Annotated in this window: 17 protein-coding genes and 3 pseudogenes; 7 read left to right on the top strand and 13 right to left on the bottom strand. The window is 62.4% G+C overall.

Annotation, left to right across the window (positions count from 1 at the left end):
• Positions 1–25: 25 nt before the first annotated feature.
• Entirely contained in the window at positions 26–1069 is a 1044-nt protein-coding gene (locus tag AWB83_RS00570) for a cytochrome-c peroxidase (RefSeq protein ID WP_087042309.1), read from the top strand.
• A gap of 21 nt (positions 1070–1090) precedes the next feature.
• On the opposite strand, the gene AWB83_RS00575 is transcribed toward AWB83_RS00570, so the two are convergent.
• The gene (locus tag AWB83_RS00575; RefSeq protein ID WP_087042310.1) at positions 1091–1696 is read right to left on the bottom strand and encodes a TetR/AcrR family transcriptional regulator; all 606 of its coding nucleotides are present in this window, start codon (positions 1694–1696) and stop codon (positions 1091–1093) included.
• Positions 1632–2807, bottom strand: a complete 1176-nt coding sequence (locus tag AWB83_RS00580) for an iron-containing redox enzyme family protein (RefSeq protein ID WP_087042311.1) — start codon at positions 2805–2807, stop codon at positions 1632–1634. The genes AWB83_RS00575 and AWB83_RS00580 overlap by 65 nt, the downstream gene beginning before the upstream one ends.
• 297 nt (positions 2808–3104) lie before the next feature.
• Here AWB83_RS00580 and AWB83_RS00585 point away from each other — a divergent pair, with 297 nt between their 5' ends.
• Positions 3105–4205 (top strand): ornithine cyclodeaminase, encoded by a 1101-nt coding sequence (locus tag AWB83_RS00585; protein WP_087042312.1) that lies wholly within the window; start codon positions 3105–3107, stop codon positions 4203–4205.
• Positions 4206–4235: 30 nt separating this feature from the next.
• Here the strand turns inward: AWB83_RS00585 and AWB83_RS00590 are convergent, their stop codons facing one another.
• The 8 genes and pseudogenes from AWB83_RS00590 to AWB83_RS00625 form a co-directional block, all read right to left on the bottom strand.
• Positions 4236–5426 carry a porin gene (locus AWB83_RS00590; RefSeq protein WP_087042313.1) on the bottom strand — a complete coding sequence of 397 codons (1191 nt, stop codon included), beginning with the start codon at positions 5424–5426 and terminating at the stop codon, positions 4236–4238.
• Between the two features lie 148 nt (positions 5427–5574).
• A complete protein-coding gene (locus tag AWB83_RS00595; protein WP_087042314.1) occupies positions 5575–6753 on the bottom strand; it encodes an NAD(P)/FAD-dependent oxidoreductase in 1179 nt (392 codons plus the stop codon).
• Complete coding sequence (locus AWB83_RS00600; protein WP_087042315.1) at positions 6750–8141, bottom strand: FAD/NAD(P)-dependent oxidoreductase; 1392 nt, start codon at positions 8139–8141, stop codon at positions 6750–6752. Before AWB83_RS00600 ends, AWB83_RS00595 begins: the two co-directional genes overlap by 4 nt.
• Positions 8128–8430 carry a (2Fe-2S)-binding protein gene (locus AWB83_RS00605; RefSeq protein ID WP_087042316.1) on the bottom strand — a complete coding sequence of 101 codons (303 nt, stop codon included), beginning with the start codon at positions 8428–8430 and terminating at the stop codon, positions 8128–8130. The genes AWB83_RS00600 and AWB83_RS00605 overlap by 14 nt, the downstream gene beginning before the upstream one ends.
• The gene (locus AWB83_RS00610; protein ID WP_087042317.1) at positions 8427–9221 is read right to left on the bottom strand and encodes an ABC transporter permease; all 795 of its coding nucleotides are present in this window, start codon (positions 9219–9221) and stop codon (positions 8427–8429) included. The genes AWB83_RS00605 and AWB83_RS00610 overlap by 4 nt, the downstream gene beginning before the upstream one ends.
• A complete protein-coding gene (locus AWB83_RS00615; RefSeq protein ID WP_087042318.1) occupies positions 9218–10117 on the bottom strand; it encodes an ABC transporter permease in 900 nt (299 codons plus the stop codon). The genes AWB83_RS00610 and AWB83_RS00615 overlap by 4 nt, the downstream gene beginning before the upstream one ends.
• Positions 10110–11180, bottom strand: a pseudogene (locus AWB83_RS00620) (ABC transporter ATP-binding protein). The gene AWB83_RS00615 and the pseudogene AWB83_RS00620 overlap by 8 nt, the downstream one beginning before the upstream one ends.
• 69 nt (positions 11181–11249) lie before the next feature.
• Positions 11250–12305, bottom strand: a complete 1056-nt coding sequence (locus AWB83_RS00625) for an ABC transporter substrate-binding protein (RefSeq protein WP_244197515.1) — start codon at positions 12303–12305, stop codon at positions 11250–11252.
• Between the two features lie 126 nt (positions 12306–12431).
• Between AWB83_RS00625 and AWB83_RS00630 the strand changes: the two genes are divergently transcribed.
• The 5 genes and pseudogenes from AWB83_RS00630 to AWB83_RS37810 all read left to right on the top strand — a co-directional run.
• A complete protein-coding gene (locus tag AWB83_RS00630) occupies positions 12432–13361 on the top strand; it encodes a LysR substrate-binding domain-containing protein (protein ID WP_087042320.1) in 930 nt (309 codons plus the stop codon).
• Between the two features lie 92 nt (positions 13362–13453).
• On the top strand, positions 13454–14242 hold the full coding sequence (locus AWB83_RS00635) for an AbiJ-NTD4 domain-containing protein (protein ID WP_143749998.1): 789 nt from the start codon (positions 13454–13456) through the stop codon (positions 14240–14242).
• Positions 14239–17553, top strand: coding sequence for a nuclease-related domain-containing protein (locus AWB83_RS00640; RefSeq protein ID WP_087042322.1), 3315 nt, complete (start codon positions 14239–14241; stop codon positions 17551–17553). Before AWB83_RS00635 ends, AWB83_RS00640 begins: the two co-directional genes overlap by 4 nt.
• 13 nt (positions 17554–17566) lie before the next feature.
• Positions 17567–17725: pseudogene (locus tag AWB83_RS00645) on the top strand (DUF1525 domain-containing protein); the annotation flags it as partial.
• Positions 17726–17745: 20 nt separating this feature from the next.
• Positions 17746–17880, top strand: a pseudogene (locus AWB83_RS37810) (TIGR03756 family integrating conjugative element protein); the annotation flags it as partial.
• A 48-nt stretch (positions 17881–17928) separates the two neighbouring features.
• Here the strand turns inward: AWB83_RS37810 and AWB83_RS00655 are convergent.
• From AWB83_RS00655 to AWB83_RS00665, 3 genes are all read right to left on the bottom strand, one after another.
• Complete coding sequence (locus AWB83_RS00655; protein ID WP_087042324.1) at positions 17929–18621, bottom strand: SDR family NAD(P)-dependent oxidoreductase; 693 nt, start codon at positions 18619–18621, stop codon at positions 17929–17931.
• A complete protein-coding gene (locus tag AWB83_RS00660) occupies positions 18618–19070 on the bottom strand; it encodes a DOPA 4,5-dioxygenase family protein (RefSeq protein WP_087042561.1) in 453 nt (150 codons plus the stop codon). The genes AWB83_RS00655 and AWB83_RS00660 overlap by 4 nt, the downstream gene beginning before the upstream one ends.
• Positions 19071–19255: 185 nt before the next feature.
• Positions 19256–20302 carry an aldo/keto reductase gene (locus AWB83_RS00665; protein WP_087042325.1) on the bottom strand — a complete coding sequence of 349 codons (1047 nt, stop codon included), beginning with the start codon at positions 20300–20302 and terminating at the stop codon, positions 19256–19258.
• Positions 20303–20388 lie beyond the last annotated feature (86 nt).

The following is a 20388-nucleotide window of genomic DNA, read 5'->3' on the forward strand; positions in this document are numbered from 1 at the left end:
ACGGCAGAAGGGAGCGCTGCGCAGGATGTCGCGTCTACGTTGGATGGGGGAATTTATCGCAGGCGCTGTAGCCTGCGCGGCCGTTATTGTCGCGGTTCGCCCGCTGGCCCACGCATCGCCTGATGCGACATGGCTCACTCAGCGTGTCGCGTTGGGCAAGCAGTTGTTCAACGATCCTTCGTTGAGCGCTGATGGCACGGTACGCTGCGCGTCCTGCCACATCCCGGAGAAAGCCTATACCGACGGGCGCGCGGTAGCCATTGGCGTATATGGGCATGCGGGTACGCGCAACACGCCGAGCCTTCTTAACATCGCCACCGCAAGCGAATCGGCCTTCTTTTGGGATGGTCGTCGTACGGCGCTGGAACATGCCGTGCTCGATCCACTCACTAATCCGGTGGAGATGGGTCTTCACGATCAATCGGAACTGCTGCAACGGATTACGCAAAACAACGCGTATCGCGTGGCGTTTTCTCAAGCATTCCCGAATGACCGCGGATCCCTCACATCTGCCGAAGTCGGCGCGGCGCTCGCCGCCTACATACGTTCGCTGGCACCATCTCAAAGCGCGTTCGATCACTACCTACACGGCGACCGCACAGCGTTGAATCCCCGTGCGCAGCTCGGATTGGCGCTTTTCCAAGGCAAGGCTGGCTGCGCCGAATGCCACCGGCTCGACGACTCGCCACCCACGTTGACGGATCATGGCTACCATCGCACTGGCGTCGGTCTGGATGGCATCATGGCCAACCTGCCTGTTCTCACGGAGGGGGTGATCGCGCGTTCGTTGCAAGGCGCGGCGATCGGTGATGGTGTCGCTACACACGCAGATGAAGCGCAGCTCGGACGCTTCAACGTGACGCAAGATCCGGCGGACATTGGTCTCTTTCGTACACCCTCGCTGCGTGGTGTCGCGCACACCGCGCCCTATATGCACGACGGCAGCGTATCTACGCTCGAAGATGCGATCGATCGCGAGGTCTATTACCGCAGTTTGCAAACCGGTCGACCGTTGAATCTGAGCGTGGAGGAAAGATTGGATCTCGCCGAGTTCCTGCGCTCGCTATAACGGTGACAAACTTCCTACATGTCAATGCGCGGAACGCTGACGTGCCTCGGCCAACAACGCCTGCATTGCCCGCCACGCCTGCCGTGCCATGCGCGGATCGCGGAACGCTCGCGCATGCGCTGTGGCGCCGTCGATCAACATGAGAATAACGCTGGCCAGTCGTTTAGCTTCACCCGCATCGAACTCTTCACGTAAGACCTCTTCGAACAGATTCAACAGGGCTTTCTTATGCCGTACCGCGACGTCTGAAACATCGGGTTCGCTCATGCCGTATTCGGCGATGGCGCGCTCGAACAGACATCCGGAAAACACTTCGCTGGTGAACCATACCTCGTGCCAGTCGAAGATCGTTTTGAGCTTGGCATCGACACCTTCCACGGCAGCGATGCGCGCAGTGAGTTCCTCGATCACTCCACGGTGCCTCCATTCGAGCACTTCCTTGGCCAACGTCTCCCTTCCCTCGAAGTTGTTGTACATCGACTGGAAGGCCACACCGGCCTCCCGGGTAATCTGACGCACGCTGACCGCATGAAATCCATAGCGGCCGAAGAGCTCCGCGGCTTTACCCAGTACCTTCGTGCGTGCTCGGCGACGGGCGAGATCGTTTTTTTCGTGGATGATGGTCATGGTCGTCCCCGGCCTGTGAGCCCTCGACGCGCGTCATCAATGACACCTGCCGATGCAGGGCATCGTAGTAGTCGTTGCAACTGGCGAGCCGGAGCATACACCCAACCCATACCTCGGACATGGCACGCGGTTCACGCCGTGCGAGTGGCCGAATCACGTTTTCGAGCCAACCTTCGCCGTGTATGTCATCGACCGTGATGTGCTCGTCGTAATACCGTGTCGTCGACGGGCCGAGACCCAGCCGGCGACACCCGACGATGAGCTTGCGGTACTGCGGCGGGTCCAGCAGTTCGGTGGCCGCCATCACGCCCAGCAGTTTGTAATAGTGCTGCCGGTTCAAGGCGCACAGCATGAACAGGTTGTACCCGCGCAGCCCCTGCCAGGTCAGCGTCGATGCAAAATCGTCGCCGGAGGGCGTGATACCGACGTCAAGCAGGAGTTGCCGGAATAACTGCACATGGCTGCGTTGCGGATCGCCCCGCCCCACTTCGTCCCAAAAATTCGAGGCCAGTTCTTTCCGGGCCTCGGGGCGTGAGCCAATCATCGACATCACGATCAGATCAAAAAAACGGACGTTGAGCGCGGTGTCACTCCGAAAGAACCGTTCGAGCTGTTCCCGTGTGGCGCCCGCCTCGAGCAGGTCGAACAACGGATGATGCGACGCAGGGTGTGCGGCGACCACCTTGCGCACGGCAGCGATCAAAGCGTCTGGCGTCTCGAAAACCGGTACGGCGCCGATCCGCTGGTGTTCGGCCGCAAGCCAATGCCGTTCGATCGTACCGCGCAGCCCGGTCAGGAACGGATCGAACTGATTGATCGCTGCCGGCGTCGCCGGATCGGCCACATGCAAGTCGTACAGCGTGAACAACGCGCGATGCACGTCCGCCAAGGCGACCTCGTCCCCCTCTCCGAAGGCGCGGCGCAGCAACCGCGCGAGACGAGCGTGCAATCGCGCCGCCAACCGGTCGTCACCTTGCACGGTCCGATCGAAGCGCGGTGTGCGTGTCAATGCGGCGATCGCTTCGCCGACTGGCAAGGCCAGCAGGTCCGCCCGTGACAGGGGCGGCATGAACGCCTTGGATCCGGCCTGCGTTTCCCAATCCGTGAACATCGTGAGGTGTCCTCCACACTGATCGTCTCAGCCTGGCACGAACTGGATCATGTGCTCTAGCCCATCACCCGTCTCGTGCCCATCACATGGCGATGCAGCCTCCGCGACCGCTGGATGCGCGCGACGCAGGAAGGGCGACGTTGCCCCATCTCGCGGGAGGAAAATACGACATGTGTCACAAAAATGACATGGTCCCGTTGACATCCCCTACGCGAAGGTCCGAACTGGCGCCCCACGAAAATGGATCAATCGTTCTAGTCTTCACAGGCCATCCATGGGCCTTTCCGGAGGCGACGCATGCGTGAGACATCGGAGTCAGAGGATGCAGGGGCGGCGGCGGGATCGCCGTGCGAGCCACGCGGTACCGTCCTGCGCGGACCCGCGAGCCGCGTCACGGTCGCACCGCTCGCGCCGCGCCTCGTAGGGCAACGCGTGCGGGCTGCGCTGCGAGCGCTACGCGACGGCGAGGCTTATGGCACGAAGGCGGTGCTCGAACCGGATTCGGACGAATTGCGCGCCTTGCTCGGTGAGGCAGCGAGTGCTGCGTATGCCAACGGCGAGCGGCCGAACTGGAAGCTCAGCGCGCTCGTCAGCATCAACCCTTCGTACGGCGCCGTGAAGATCGTGGGCTCACACACCTACAATCGCCTGCACGGCGTGCCGCGCTCGACGTCGACGGTGCTGCTGTACGACAAGCTCACCATGCAGGCCGTGGCGATCCTGGATGGTTCGACGTTGTCGGCGCAACGCACGGGTGCCTACGCCTCGATCGTTGTCGACCGGCTGTTGCAGCCTCGTGCGCGGTTTTCGGTCTTTCTGTTCGGCGCAGGCCGCGTGGCACATGCCGTCGTCGAGGATCTCCACGCTCATCACCCCGAACGCGTCGACACGCTGTATGTCCGAAGCCGCACGCAGGCTAGCGCTGAAGCCTTCGTCGCCGGACTCACGCCCCATGTGTCGTTTCCGCTCGTCGCCGCGCCCACGCTCGATCCGTTGCCCGACTGCGCGCTGATCATCACCGCCTCGAACGCCAGTGCGCCCCTCTTCGAAGCCTGGCAGGTCGGCGACGCGTCGGTCGTGCTGCATCTGGGCGGCGATGAAACACCGAACGAACTGATCCGCTACCTGCTCGAAGCCGGGACGGTGATTTGCGACGACATCGAAACGGTCGCGCATCGTCGCTCGCAAAGTCTGCCGCTCTTCTTCTTGCGTACGGGCCGTTCGCTGGAGGCGATGGCCGATGCCTATCAGATGCGCAATCTCTGGCAGATGCTGGACGACGCCACGCCGTATCGGTTGCCGGCACTCGTCACCTGCGTGGGCTTGCCGGTGCTGGATCTTTATCTGGCTCAACACGTGTACGAAACGGCGCGCGACTCGGAAACCGGACCCGACTGACGCGCGCCAACCGCGGCCGCTCACTCATGGCTAGAACCGATGACGCACGCCGGTCGCAATGGTGAACTGCGTGTTGGTGGACGAGGCGCCGCCCGCGGCCGTCATGGCGGCGATCGGCACGTAGTGACCGGCAACGAGCGTCGATCCATCACCCAGTGCCTTCTGATAGCCCGCCGTGACATACAGCTCCGTGCGTTTAGACAACAGATAGTCGACCGCCAGATTCACCTGATGCCACGTCGGCTTGAGATCGGCGCCTCCGGAACCGGGCAGTCCCATCGCGCGGCCCTCGGTGAATGTGTAGTCCGCAATGATCATCCACGGCGCACTCAGCCGGTAGCGCAGATTCGCGTCGTAGTTGTTGAGCTTGCGTGTCGCGCCATCGTTGTAGTCGAGCTGCACGTGACTGAAACCCAGCCCCACGGTCGCCGGCCCCCACGCGACATTGCCACCGAGCGCCGCGATGCGCTGCCGCGCCACACCGCCATCGATACCGTAGAAGAATCCGGAGCTGTAGTCATCGCCCGTGGTCGAGGATGCACCACCTACCGCGCCGCTCGTATTGCTGGTGGCATTTGGGTGATTGAGCTGCATGTAGCCGCCACCGAACGACACCGGGCCTTGCGTGTAGTTGGTGGCGAGCGCCCACGCGTTGTTGTTGGCGAAGCCTTGCGAGCCGCTGCCCGAGGCCTGGTTGCTGAAGCCATACAAGGCGTCGACTTGCCAGCCGCCAAAAGACTCGGAGCGGACCTTCACGGCATTGTTGATGCGAAAGGACTGGTCGAGGTTGTCGTTGTCGCCCACGTGCGTGGACGGTATCCAGAAACCGGACCCGAAGTACGGCGCGATGAGATCGGCCAACGGGTCATATTGGCGGCCAAACGTCACCGCACCGACGTCTTGTTTGGACAGCCCCACAAACGCCTGCCGGCCGAACACGCGTCCGCCCTGCCCGAGCGTCCCGTTGGTGGAATAGAAACCGCTTTCGAGCGTGAAGACAGCAGCAAGTCCCCCACCGAGATCCTCCGTACCCTTCATGCCCCAGCGGTTACCGCCAAGCTTGCCGGAAGTTTCCTGCCACAGCGAACCGCCCTTGACGTTGTTGGTATAGGAAACGCCGGCGTCGATGATGCCGTACAACGTGACGGTGCTTTGCGCCATGGCGCTGGACATGAGCAACGACAATGCACTCCCTGTGGCGATGAGACATCCCTGTTTCATGGTGGTGATTCCCCCGTAGTGAGGTGGGTTGATGAATCCTTCGTCGAGCCATGGCACGTACCGAAGTGCAGTGCGTACCTAGCTAGTAGTCCTTAGTAAGAAATCTGTGTTGATATCGGATTGGCGACGGTGTGCCGCGGTTTGCGTGTTACGCGGCGGTTCCGGTCACACCCCGCGACACGGTGGCGGGTTCCATGTCGTGTGCCCTCGTCTCGTCAAAACGATCGACACGAAAGGCGTCAAGCGGCAACGACGAACGCCCTTCGCTGATGAATTCGGCCAGGAGTTGCCCGACCATCGGCCCGAGCTGAAAGCCGTGCGCCGAGAAGCCGAACGCGTGAAACGCGGACGGCGACGCGCGGCTCGGCCCGATCACCGGCAATCCATCCGGCAGGAAACCCTCGATGCCCGACCAGAACCGCACCGCGCGCGCCGTGCGCATGATCGGAAACAGATCGATCGCCGTGCGCGCAGCGCGTGCCAAACCATCGAGGTCGAGCGAAGTGCCGTTCGTGTCGAGATTCACCGCCGCGCGATGACCGCCGCCGATCAGCACCGTGCCATTGGGAAACTGCTTGAACGAGAGCGAGCGCCCTGCCGCCCCCACGACCGGCCCGACGAACGGCGACATGCGTGCCGTCACCATCAACATCGAACCGTTGGGCGCGAGCGGCACGGGATCGCCGAGTGCTTCGGCCAGTCGTCCACCCCATGCGCCCGATGCGTTGACGAGTGTCGCGGCGCGATAGCACGCGCCATCCGACGTGCGCACGGTCCACAGCCCCCGCTCGTACTCCGGCATCGCGGCGGTCACGCCTTCATGGATGTGCGCGCCGAACCGTTCGGCCTGACCCTGGAAAGCGCGCGTGGTGGCGTACGGCAAGGCGTACCCGTCGTCGTCCACCAGCAAGCCACCGACGCAATGCGATGCCAACGCCGGCAATCGCGCGTAGAGCTCGCTCGCGTCGATCACGCGTTCGGTGTAGTCGAGCCCCAGCCTCGCGACCGTTCGACTACGCGTGCGCAAGCGTTCGAGTTGTTCGTCGGTTTCGGCAATGCGGATCTGTCCGACCGGCCGAAAACCGCCATCGCTACCGACGAGGTCGGGCAAGGTATGCCACAACCGTTTGGCCGCGACCGACAGTGGCAATTCGGGCAGTGCGCGTCCGAGCGTGCGCACCCCACCGGCATTGACGCCCGACGCGTGTCGCGCCACGTAATCCTTCTCGATCACGCGCACCGACATGCCGCGTCGCGCGAGATGCAAGGCGGTTGAACAACCAATCAACCCGCCTCCGATGATCAACACGTCCGTCGCTCCCGTCATCGCATCACCTCATCCGCCTCGCGCAACCCCGCCAACTCATCGAGGGGAACCGGCACGATGGGAGGACGGGCACGCAACGGCGACGGCATCCCTTCGCCGGGCGACGTCCCCGCCATCAGATGACTCAACGTCAACGCACACATGCGCCCCTGGCATGGCCCCATGCCGCAGCGCTGGGTACTTTTCATCTGGTTTGGATCGCGGCCGCCGCTTGCGACGAAGCGCTGCACATCACGCACGCGAACGTCCTCGCAACGACAGACGAACGTGTCGGCATCCGTCGGCGCGAGGCACGCATGGGCGGGGTGATACAGCGTATCGAGGAACGGCCGTACGGCCGCATCACGCGCGAGGTCGCGCTGCAGGCGATGACTCGTCGCTGCAAAGGTATCCTCGCCCACCTTGCCAAGCTCATGCGCGATCGCCAGCGCCGCGAGGCGACCGCGAGGCGGCGCGGAGGCAGCGCCTGTGATCGCGGCCGCATCGCCCGCCACAAACACCTGTGGTTGCGAGGTCCTCCCGTAGGCATCCCTGACGAGATGCCAGCACGATGTACGTGCGTCCCAGCGTCGTTCACAACCGGCCGCCAGCGCGGCGTGAATATGCGGCACCACGCCCTGATGCAAAAACAAACCGGTCACGCCTTCCAACCGGCGATGGCGTCCCCGATGCTGAAACGTGATCGCTTCCAGTGTCTCCCGGCCGAACGCACGCACATCGCGAACACCGGTGAACACAGGTGTACCCGAGCGACGCAGTTGCCACAGCAAACCGATGCCGCGCCGCAGGTACGCAGGCGTGCGCATGGCCGCCGGGAAATACGGCACGGCCTGCGCGTAATGCGCAAGCGGCGTGGTGTCCAGCACCGCACGCACCGGCACGCCCAGGCGCCGATACTGCACAGCGACGAGATACAGCAAGGGGCCCGATCCCGCGAACACCGCCTCGCGATGCACGAGACCCGTGGTTTTCAGGAGGATTTGCGCGGCACCGGCCGTCATCACGCCGGGCAAGGTCCAGCCCGGCAGTGGCCATGGTCGTTCCATCGCGCCGGTGGCGAGCAGCACGCGACGCGCGCTCACCCGATGGGCCTGCCCCGCTACGGCAAACACCACCTCGCCGTTCGGCGCGAGGAACCATACTGACGCGCCAGACCGATAGTCGGCACCGCACGCGCGAAAACGCGTCGCGAGTTCCTTCCCCGTCGCGGAACCGAGATCGAGTTGCGCATGGCGCTCGGCGTGCGCTTCGATGCCGCGATAGATTTGCCCACCCGGCGCGGGCTGTTCGTCGAGCACCAGGACCGACAGACCCCACTCGCGCGCCGCGACGGCGGCACCCATACCCGCCGGTCCCGCACCGACGATCACCAGGTCATACGCGGTCATGCGGGCCTCCCAAGGTGATGCGCATGCCGGCGCGCACGGGTGTCAGACAGGTGCGGCAATTAGGCTGATCGTCGATCTGCGCGACGCACTCGAAGCACACACCCATCAGGCAATACGGTGCGCGCGGCGTGCCCGACACGGCCGAGCGTCGCCACGGACGGCGCTGTTCGATCATCAGTAACGCCGCCGCGACGGTGAAATCCTCGGGCACCGCGACCGGCACCCCATCCACGATCACCGTGACCGTCCGCATCGGCGGCGTGCCGGCGGAAAACATGGGCGTGCTCATCGCGACCCCACAAACAGGCGTTCCAGCCCGATCAGACGATCGATCACGAGGATCAGCACCAAGGCGCCTCCGATCAGCAGGGTCGATACGGCCGCCACGGTCGGGTCGATCGAATCCTCGATGCGCAGGTACAGCCGCACCGGCAGCGGCGTCATCGTGGGCGACGCGATGAACACGCTCGTCGTCAGCTCATCGAAGCTGTGGATGAAGGCAAGCAGCCACCCGCTCGCGAGCCCCGGCACGAGCAGCCGCAGCGTGATGCGCCGGAACACCGTGGCCACCGAAGCGCCCAGCGACATCGCCGCCTGTTCGAGCGAGGGATCGACATCCCCCGCCGAGGTCATGCACAACCGCAGCGCGTAGGGCATCACGATGACGGCATGCGCGACGACCAAGGCGGCGAAGCTCCCGTTCACGCCGAGATCCGTGAAGAAGCGCAGGAACGCCACGCCCAGCACGATGTGCGGCATCAACAGCGGCGACATCAGCATGCCGTGCACCATCGCACGGCCCGGAAACGACCACCGGGTCAGCGCCAACGCCGCAGGTACGGCCAGCACCAGCGCGAGGCTCGCCGACGTGAACCCAAGACCGAGACTCGTGCGCAGCGCGGTGGCGAATTCCGGTACGCCCAGCAAGGCGCGATACCAGCGCAACGACGCGCCGTCGAACGGCATCGCCAGATACCCCTTCGCCGTGAACGACACCAGCACGATAACGATCAGCGGTGCGGCAAGAAACAGCAGGAACAGCGCATGAAAGACGAGCGCCATCGGTCCGTTCTTTTTCATGAGGTCACCTCCTCCATGACGATCGGCGCGGGGGTGCGCGATCGCGCGCTGTGCCTTCGTTCGCCGAGACGTTGCCAGGCCGCAAGGATCGCGAGGTTCGCGAGCAGCAAGGCGACCGCGAGCGCCGCGCCTTGCGGCCAATCCATCGAGCCGAGGAAGGCGTCGTAGATCGCGGTGGCCGCCACCTTGAGACGCCGGCCGCCGATGATCGCGGGCGTCGCGAACGAGGTGGCCGCGAGCGAGAACACGATCACCGCGCCCGACGCGATGCCCGGCACAATCTGCGGCAGCACCAGGCGCCGGAAGATCATCACTTCGCTTGCCCCGAGCGATGCCCCGGCCCGCTCGACATCCGGATCGCAGCGCTGCAACGCGACCCATACGGCGATCAACATGAACGGCACCAGGACATGCACCAGCGCGATCACCATGCCGGTCATCGAATACATCAGCACCACCGGACCGTCGGTCAGCCCGAGTGTCTGCAACACGCGGCTGATGAACCCATCCCCGCCAAGCAACACCGCCCAGCCGAGCGTGCGTACGACGACCGAAATCAAGAACGGCGCGAGGATCGCCACGAGGCAGAGGCTTCGCCACGGCGCACGCATGCGCGACAGGATGATCGCCTCCGGCGTGCCGAGCAGCGCGCACAGCGCCGTGACGATGGCGGCGAGTGCGAAGGTGCGTGCGAAGACGGTGTGGAAGTACGGATCGCCGAACACGGCGACGTAGTTCATGCCGCCAAGCCCCGACCAGGTCGCGTGCGCGCCGTCGAACACTCGCAGGCTCAGCAGCAGCGTGGCCGCAAGCGGCACGGCCAGCAGCAATCCGTAGAACACGAGGGCCGGCGCGCTCAGCGCATAGGCCGGCCACCGACGCGAGGACTCATGCATGGTCGTCTCCCCCAACGATGCGCAAATCCTCCGGCTGCCAATGCAGGCCGACGCGCTGCCCTTCCTCGATGGGCGCCGCACCGTTCTGGCAGCGGGCGAGCAACGCACCCAGCGGACTGTCGACTTCGTAGAGCCAGTGATCGCCGCCGAAGAGGCGCAGGCGCACCGTGCCGGTCAGTTCGCTCGCCGCGGCCGCGATCGGCCCAGGAACCAGGGCGATCTTTTCGGGACGCAGGCTCACGCGAATCGGTCCCGTGGCGGCGGACGGCGCCGTGATCGGAAAGCGATGGCCGCGCGCAGCCACGATGGCGGTGCCGTTCGCGCCCGGTTCGAGCTGTGCATCGAAGAGATTGGTCTTGCCGAGAAACGTCGCCACGAAGCCTGTGCACGGATGGTCGTAGACCGTGCGCGGCGCATCGACCTGCTCGATGCGTCCCGCGTTCATCACCGCGATGCGATCGCTCATCGCCATCGCTTCGGCCTGGTCGTGCGTCACCATGATCGTGGTCGTGCCAACGGTGCGCTGGATGCGCCGCAACTCCACCTGCATGTCTTCGCGCAGCTTGGCGTCGAGGTTGGAGAGCGGCTCGTCCAGCAGCAGCACGGGCGGCTCAATTACCAACGCGCGTGCGAGCGCGACGCGTTGACGCTGGCCACCGGAAAGTTGCGATGGATAGCGATCACTCAGGTCACCCAGGCGCACGAGTTCAAGCGCCTGTGACACGCGCCGTGCGCGTTCGCCGGCCGCGATACGTCGGGTTTCCAAGCCGAACGCGATGTTCTCGCCAACGGTCATGTGGGGGAACAGCGCATACGACTAGAACACGACCCCCAGACCGCGTGCGCTCGCCTTGATGCCGGCGAGATCGCGCCCATCGAGCCGGATAGTGCCGGCACTGGGCGACACGAAGCCGGCGATCATCTGCAGCGTCGTGGTCTTGCCACAGCCGGAGGGGCCCAGCAGCGAGAGGAACTCGCCGCGTTCGACCGCGAGCGACACGTCGTGCACCGCGGTCGCGTGCGGGTAGCGCTTGGACAGCGCCTGAAGTTCGAGAAAAGCCATGATGGTCTTCTAAAGCGAGGCCGATAACGCATGCGGCGCCATCGACGAAGTTGGCCCGCGCGTGGGCAATCAGCGTTCGATCTCGCGCATCCAGCGCGCTGTCCACGCTCCGCGTTGTGCGTTGACCGTCTTCCAGTCGACAGGGACGAGGTGCGCCACGGCGTCGGCGCCGTACACGACGGTTTTCGCCACCGAGGGATCGAGCGTCACGGTCTTGTTGGTAGGTCCCCAACCGGCTTGCGCGGCCAGGACGCGCTGCACACGTGGCGAGACCAGGTCCTGCACTAGCGCCTGCGCGCGTGCGGCGTGCGCGCTGCCGTTGACGACACACGCCGTCGTGAGCAACGCCTGCGCGCCCTCCTTCGGCACGACGAATGCGACCGGAAAACCGGTGCGCGCCAAGGCCAGCGTGCGGCCACTGCCCCACACGCCCAGCACCACCGCGCCGGTCTGAAAGAGTTCGGAGATGGTGCCCGATGCGGTTTCGAAGCTCAGCACCGACGGCGCCACGTGCTGCGCCATGTATGCGAAACCCGGATCGATGTGCTGCGCGTCCCCGCCTGCGGCATGCGCGACGGCCAGCAGCGTTTGCAGGCCGTAGGTGTTGCTGATCGAGGGCACCAGCACGCGCCGGTGAAAGCGCGGATCACCGAGCGCTGTCCACGAGGTGGGCGGCGCCCATCCCCGCGCGGCAAACACCTTGGTGTTGTAAGCCAAGCCCGTGGCGACGATGCCAATACCCACCCGCATCCCTTCGCCGTTGACCTTGGCGATGTCATAGAGGTCCGCATACACCGATGCCGCGGCGAGCGGTTGGCACAAGCCCATGGTGACGGCCTGCTGCATCGGGCCGTCGTCGAGCACCGCCACATCGATTTGCGGATGCGCGCGCTGCGCCTGCAGACGCGCCAGGTTGGTGGCCGAGGTGCCGGCCACATAGGTGATCGACACGCCGTGCGCCTGCGCGAACGGCGCGAGCACCTCCGTGCGAAACATAGTTTCGGATGAGCCGCCGTATCCGGCGACGACCAACGTCGGTGCTGCCACTGCAACGCCCTGCCATGCCGTGACGGCGAACGCACCGATCGCCGCGAACCACCGGCGACAGCGCGCGCGCCGCGGCATCCTTGCCTCGTTGCGCATAATCTTCTCTGATCGAAAAAGCTATGGAAATCAGAGGATAAGAAGCCAAAAACGATCGCGTCAAAGTCGAAAAATGCGACAATTCATGCCAAAAATCTATGAACTGTCATGTCCTCTGTCAGTGTTCGGCAACTGGAAGCCTTTCGCGCAGTGATTCTTACCGGCTCGGTCACGGGCGCGGCGGAACTGCTGCATCTGACGCAACCCACCGTCAGCAAGCTGCTGGCGGAGCTGGAGTACCGCACGGGCCTTGTCCTGTTCGATCGCGTGCGGCAACGGCTCGTGCCGCGACCGGAAGCGCATAGGCTGTTTCAGCGGGTCGACAAGACGTTCGCGGCGCTGGAAGAAGTCACGCGCGATGCGCGCCGGCTCGCGCACGGGCAGAGCGGTCACCTGCGCATCGTGGCGATGCCCGCGTTTGGGCTGAGCGTATTGCCGCGCGCGGTGGGCGCGTTCCTGCGTGAGCGCCCCGATGTCACGGTGGATTTCAACATCCGCGCCTCGACCTATGTCACCGAATGGGTGGCCAATCGCCAGGCGGACGTGGGGTTTGCAACCGCGACGCCTGTGAGCTCTGGCGTGACGTTGCAACCGTTCGAGCGTTTGCAGGGCGTGTGCGTGCTACCAGCCGATCATCGGCTGACCGGGCAAACCGTGATCCAGCCGAAGGACCTGGAGGGTGAGCGGTTCGTGTCGTTCGGACGGGAATCGGCGTTTCGGCATCTTATCGATGAGGTGTTCCGCGTGGAAGGTGTGGCGCGGCGAATCGTGATCGAGGTGGGTTATGCGGCGGCCGCCTGCGCACTGGTTGCGAACGGCACGGGTGTCGCCATTATTGATCCGCTCTCCGCGCTGGATGCGTGGCATGCGGGTGGTGTCGTGCTCGCGCCGTTCGACGCGGATGTGCCGTTTGCGGTGGACACGGTGTTTCCCGCCGCGACGGCCTCATCGGTGCTCGCGGAGCAGTTCCTCGATACCGTCAAAGCCACACTGCAGGAGATGAACAAAGCGGTCACTGACGCCTGTCGTGCACGCTAAGAAATTGCGCGACTCGTGTCGCCGTTCCGACGCTTGTCATGGCATCGTCCGCAGCAAGGTATGCTATGCGCCAAAACTCGGGGGAGAACCGCATGGACTCGTTCTCACAACGTCATGGTCTCGTCCGCCCCGACGCGGAGATCACCATCAGGAATGACGCGCCACCACAGATGCGCGATGCGGCAATTCAAATCGCCTATCGGTCTGGCCTGAAGCCGAGCGACTTACGAGCGAGTTTGTGCCAAATCCTCTTTCGCGCACCTGACAGGAATAATTGGTCCGAGTTTCCAAACATCGACGGCGAGGTCTATGAGCTGATCGACGATTGCGAATGGTTTGAAGTTTACGACCTGATCGAAATGCTCGCGGCGAAAAGCGCACACCGAGGGCAAAGCTACGCTGACGAGATGAATCGTTTTTTTCGAGCCGCTGGTGTTGGCTGGCAGCTCGTCGATAACCGCGTCGAGACCCGCGGCACCGAGGTTTTTGAAGCTGCGGTACGTCAAGGTCAGATGGAATTGCTTCGGCAAGGGCGGAAGACCGCCGCAACCGAACTGCATGAAGCGCTGAATGATCTCTCCCGACGTCCGCAGGCAGAAACAACCGGAGCGATTCAGCACGCCATGGCAGCGCTCGAATGTGTAGCGCGCGACGTGACTGGCAGCAAGGACACATTGGGACAACTGATCCAACGCAATCCTGGGATCTTTCCGCCGCCTGTCAATCAGATCATCGAGAAGGCCTGGGGGTACACCTCGAACTACGGCCGCCACTTGACCGAGGGGATGCCCCCTGAATTCGAAGAAGCGGAGTTGATGGTAGGTCTCAGTGGCGTACTTTGCCGCTATCTTGCGCGAACCGTTCCGGGGAACTCGCCATGAACCTCGCTCAGGAATCGAGCGACCGTGTTCGCGTCTACGTTGGTGCTCAGATCGAGCACCAGTCTGACATTGACGTACTTCGCACCGTCCACGCAGCTGTCGTCCAATCGCGTGGATGGGCCTATATTTTTGCAAACTTCCATGTGTGCGGCCGTCAGATCGATCTTGCCGTCTTTACCGATACGACGACCCTCGTTATCGAAGCAAAAAGTTACAGCCAACCTATCCAAGGTGGGATGAACGGGCCGTGGACCCAACTTGGGCCCTTTGGTACAAGGCGAATTGGGAACGCCTACGAACAGTCTCTCGGGGCAAAGAACCGTCTGCGCGACGCCATCCAAGACATCGCAAACGTTGATGGGTATCCGAATGGTCTGGTCGCCGTCATGCCGGATATCCCGAACGGCTCGGAAGTAACCTCAGGCGATTTCAAAGTCGCGGTCGGTGGCGCGACGCAAATCGCGCAGATGCTGACGCAACGCTCCGGAGCGATTCTCACCGCGCAGCAGTGCGAGGCACTGGCGCGTCGATTGCATTTGGAAGCTATCGCGACCCTTGATGGTGCATTCGATCAAAGGGTTCTGTTGTCTGAGCGATTGTGCGCTACTTATTTAACGTCCTTTGCGGATTTTTATGGCCCGCAGGCCGCCAAGCTCGTAGCCGACGAGTACGATTCGGAACAGGGTGCTATTGCACTCGCAGATATCCAATCCATGGTTGCCAGTACCAGCGATTGCGTCGTGATTTCGGGCCCCTCTGGTTGCGGGAAGACCTTGCTGACAACCTCATGTGCGATGTCATGCATCGAGCACAACTGCGTACCTATATTCGTTTCCGCAAGGGACTTCGACCGTCGGCTTCAAGGCCTTCTCGACCTCGAGGCGTCGCTGCTCGATACTCGCTCGATAAGCAGCATCGTTAGCGCATGCCGGCTCCTGGAAAAACGCATCGTACTTTTCGTGGACGGCTACAACGAATGCCGTGATGACCTCAAGATCGCGCTGACACGAAGCCTCAGGGCGTTTTCGTTGCGCTTCGGTGCAGGCCTTGTTATCAGCACGCAACACGATCCCTCGTGCGCGGACCTGCTGTCGTTAAAGAGGATCTTGGTCCGGCGCCCGTCCGATGAACTAAAAGCAGCTCTCGCCAGGATCGGGGAGCTCGGTAGTCAAACTGCCAATTGCGCGGCGCTTCTTCGTGCCGCACGCTCAGGCCTCGAGGCGGCACTCATTGGGGAAGCCTGCGAGCTACTGCCGGCAGGTGCGAGTAAGTTTGCGCTTTTTGACGCCTATTCGAGGAAGAAACTGGGAAGTGCCGCTCGCGATGGTATTCGGCTACTGACTGTCCTCGCCAGCACCCTCACCGAAAGAGCCTGCTTCAGCGTTTCCATTCGAGAATTTGACCGACTTGCTGACTCAATCTCGGTCGGCGGTGATGCGCGAGACGCTGTGTTTCGTATGGAACTCCTCTACTTGCGTGGCGATAGGGTGAGCTTCTCGCACGAGCTGTTCTATGCAGCGTTCGCGGCCGAATCCGTCATTCGCACTTCCGGGAACAATGCCTCGCAGATACAGTTGGCTCTCTGCTCTCCCCGATTCCAGTCATCGCGCACCTTCATCATTGGCGGCCTCGAGGACACTCGCATCGTCAATGATGTGCTTGAGAAAACAACGAACGACGGCCTCTTGGCGGAATGTCGCCGAGGGGAATGCGGCACCATAGCTCTGTCGATCGTGACGCGACGGATCGATGCTGTCTTGAATGCCATGGTTGCCGAGTCACGAGCGATCCAGTTCGAGTTGATTGGCGAGGGATGGAAAGGCGTCGCTGTTGCCGGGAACTCGATCCGGGACGATACGAGAGATTGCACCCGTTACCTTAAAGCAATTGGCGATGGTCTCATGGACGGGCAGTACATCGATGTGGTCATGGCCGCCTGTGGTCATATGGACGAAGCCATATCAGCCGCTTCGAAACAGCTGTCGGCCGCGGCCAAGGAACGAAAAATCCCCCTTCGCCACGCGACGTTCTCACAGGCATACGTCATGGCCCGAACGGCTGCCATATCGCAGTTGGTCTACTCCATTCATAGCGGGTTCCCTTCGCATCGCGGGCCACCAGGCGATGACTTCGGCGTCGCCATCAGAAGCGCATGGTCAGTTGCAAAAACGCCGGGGCAGTTCTACTTTTTAATCGGACTCACGAGATCGACCGAGTACGCTACCGAGGTTGCGCCTTACGTGCGAACCTTGCTTCAGAACATACGAGGCTGCCCCTACCACCTCCAGCTCGATCTGCTGAACTTCGTGCTTTACCTCCGCGACGCGGGAGAGCCGTATCGCAGCGAGATGATCGACGCCCTTGAGGCCTCGCTCGACAAGCTCGGGGTAGTGATGAACTCATTAATCTTCGAAGCGCTTCAGGCACTCGGCGGGTTACAAGAGGCCGAGCACGATCACACGGAAGTCGTTCACCACGAAATCGAGGAAGCTCTGAACAGCGAAGGGGCCGATGCAGATAACGCCGCGTGGGGCCTCTTTTCCTGCCAGTTTGATCACCCCTTTGACTCGGCTTACTGGGAGGTCATACAAGGACTCGATCCCGTACGTAAGAAGGCCCTACTCACCAAAGCGTGCCGTGGTGCGACGCGTCCGTACCTTTCCTTTCTGGGAATTCTCATCCGACAGTTATCCGACTTTAACGACCCCACAGTGGCATCAGCCATTGCACCTTGGACGACGCTTCCCGACGAAAAGGCTTTTATGCCACAAGAAGCGATCGAAGTGTTTGTTGCCGCGCACGAATGCTTGGGCCATTTGGGCGCTGATCTTCCGCTCGCGCGAGGCGACGTTACTTCCGACGCTCAGCGGGCGTTGCTGGCATGCGGCGAGCTTCTGTATTGGTCAAGTCGAGGAGACGTACAGAGCCCTCAAACTTCCAGCCATACTAGCAACGCCAGATCCATCCTCCTCGATCACGCCAGGTGTGCGAGCGCAGGTGCTTTTGAGCTCGTTACGTCTGCTCGTATCTGGGATCGCAACGCACGACGATCCCTCTTAGACACCTATCCCGATTTGGCCGTACGTGTCTGCCGTGACGCGCTCGAGAAGCGACAGGCCCAGGTCTCGTACTACGACTTCGGACTTCATAGTGGCCCTATCGGCATTGCCAACTTTTGCATTCAGGTACTGGGAGAATTGGGAGACGGACATGATCTGCTTGCTCTCAATGGACTTTGCGATGACTCCGATTGTGGCGTGAACGCGTTAGACGCCATCAGGAAGATAGAGACACGAGTCAACTTCAAATAAGTGCACCGCGCCACGTTACGGGCCTCCCGATCAGCGGATTGCCGACTCCTGGCGTATCGGCGTCACGAAAATCCCTGCCGTTGTCGTCGATCAACGCTACGTAGTCTATGGCGATGCTGATGTGGCTCTTGTGGTCGAACGCATTCAAGCTTACCGCGAGACACATCCATGATGCGCCCGGCGCGACGTTACATGCGCTGGGGCTCGCCTCTCACGGTACTCGGCACAACCCTGCCCGCGTTCGCCATCGACACCGCTACACTAATTTCGTCGGCGCTGTCACCCGATTGCCTGGCATGGCGCGTCGTTGGTGTGTGCTACTGGCTGCCAAAGCTCACGACAGTCCATATCGCGAAGTCCAATGAGGTCGCATAGTCAAAAATTCTCTACCCAAGGCCGCACCTCGATTTCCCACGACCAGACACTGCGGTGTTGTCGCAAGAGATCGATATAGCATTGGGCAATGGCGTCCGGATCAAGCGTGCGGTCTGATGGGTCCGCGCGGCCGCTCGCCCGCACACTGCCGTCCACGATTACATGGGCCACGTGGATGCCTTGAGGCGCAAGTTCACGGGCGGCACTCTGGGCCAGTCCCCGTAGGGCAAACTTACCCATCGCAAAAGGTGCGGAACGGGCAAATCCTTTTATGCCGGCGGTTGCGCCGGTCAATAGGACTGCGCCTTTCCCCGCGGGAACCATGTACCTGGCAGCTTGCTGTATCGCGTGAAATGCACCCAATGCGGTGATAGACACTGCGTGCTCAACCTGCACCGGGTCCAGGTCAGCGATCGGACCGCGGACGAAGCTGCTGGCGTTATAGATGACAATCTCGGGCGGTCCGATTCGCGCCTCCGCCTCCTTGAAAAGCCGCGCGACCTGGCCGGCGTCGGAGGCATCGACCTGCAGCGCGACGGCTCCCGTCTCGCTCACCAGCGGCGCCAATCTATCGGGGTTTCGCGAGGCGATGATGACGGGAAGGCCTGCGGAACGCAGCGCCCGCGTAAGGGCCGCGCTGATGCCAAAACCGGCCCCGATGATCAGCGCATTGCCGTAAGGAATATCACTCATGGCTTCACCGTTGGTCGAGTGTTGGTGACGAGATCCGGCTCCGGTCCTTCGTCGACGGGAAGCAGATGCCGGTTGAGGATGTCGAGCACTTCGCCCATCCAGACCGGATGGTCGAGGTGGTCAGCGAGTGGACGGCCGGTATTGGGATGAACGAGTACAGTCAGTCCGCAACGATTCATCATCAGCCAAGGTACGAAGCTGCCGAAGTCACGTGACGAAAAGGCGACCTGATACATTGGCTTCGCATGAGGGCCAATTGGTTGATCGTGCCAGCGACCAAGAGTGACCGAAAAGCGTTGTGCGATATGTTCCCGCAGGACTTCGGCGTCACGTCGTTGCGCCGGTTCGTCAAAGTAAATATGCGCGTGATAGCTGCGTATCGCTTCGAGTGGCTGTACTTTCAAGTGTTCCTGCGAGTCTGCCGGCGTCACTGAATCGGTTTCAAGCATTAGCATCTCCTTCCTTTACGCTCCCGCGCCGTTTAAGCCGCGTCGAACAGCGTTTGAGGCATCGCTGGGAAAACGTTTCGCGCCCAGCGTTTGCGGCAGTGGGATCAGCGCAATTGCAGCAAGAATGTTCTGTGCATGGCGTCTCGCAGACGCCATGCTGGCTTCCCGGCTATTGAAACAATGCCTCAAGCGACCGACACTGCAGGCGGATCGAACTCGTCGGCCTTGCCGCCGGTATAGCCCTGGCGGGTTTGCGCTGCATCGATCACCGTGTACGGGAAGATGGGAGTAATCGCGCTTGCCATGTCGAGGCGGCCGATCTGCTCTGCCGAAAGTGTGACTTTCGTCGCGGCCAGATTGCTCTGCAGCTGCGCCAACGTGCGCGGCCCGATGATAGGCTGCACGCCCTTTTTGGCAACCCATGCGATGGCGATTTCTCCGGGAGTCACGCCCGCTTCGTCTGCAACGGCAATCAGCGCGTCAACGATCGCCGTACGTTGCGGGGTATTTTCGGGCTGGAACACGTTGCCGCCGAAACCTTCTCGTCTCCCGGTTTCGCCATTGCGATACTTTCCGGTAAGCATGCCGCCGCCCAACGGTGACCAGCCGACGATCCCCAGTCCTAACGCCTTGCCGGCCGGAAGAAGCTCATGCTCGCTGCTACGTTCCACAAGGCTGTATTCCAGCTGGAGACCCGCGACAGGCACCGTACCACGCAGTTCGGCGATGGTTGCTGCACGAGCCACCCGCCAGGCGGGGAAATCGGATAGACCCGCATACAGGATCTTGCCGGCACGCACAAGATCGTCGAATCCTCGCATGAGCTCTTCAAGCGGCGTCACACCATCGGACATGTGCGCCCACAAAAGGTCGATGCGGTCGGTGTTGAGTCGCTTCAAACTGGCTTCCAAGGACGCCACCATGGCTTTGCGGCTGTTGCCCGTAATGAGAATGCCGTCCTGAGGCGTGGAGCGATAAGTGAATTTCGACGCCAGCACAAATTCGTCCCGGTGACCACGAAGTAGCTCGCCGAGAATCTCCTCGGACTCCCCGAACTGATATCCGTTAGCCGTATCGATGAAATTGCCGCCCGCTGCCGCGTAGGCTTCAAAAATGCGGCGCGCCTCCGCCGGCTCGGCACCGTGGCCCCAGCGCGTTCCGAAATTACCCGCACCAAGTACCAGTTCGGAGACCCGCAGGCCCGTATGTTGTCCGAACAGTTTGTATCGCATGAACGTTGCTCCTCAACATTGCTGGAGTGCCGAAGCCGGACCCGCCCTGAAATCGGGGCGAACCAGGCTTCGACGATGTCTCCCCG

This window comes from Caballeronia ptereochthonis (assembly GCF_001545075.1).
GTDB classification, from domain to species: domain Bacteria; phylum Pseudomonadota; class Gammaproteobacteria; order Burkholderiales; family Burkholderiaceae; genus Caballeronia; species Caballeronia ptereochthonis.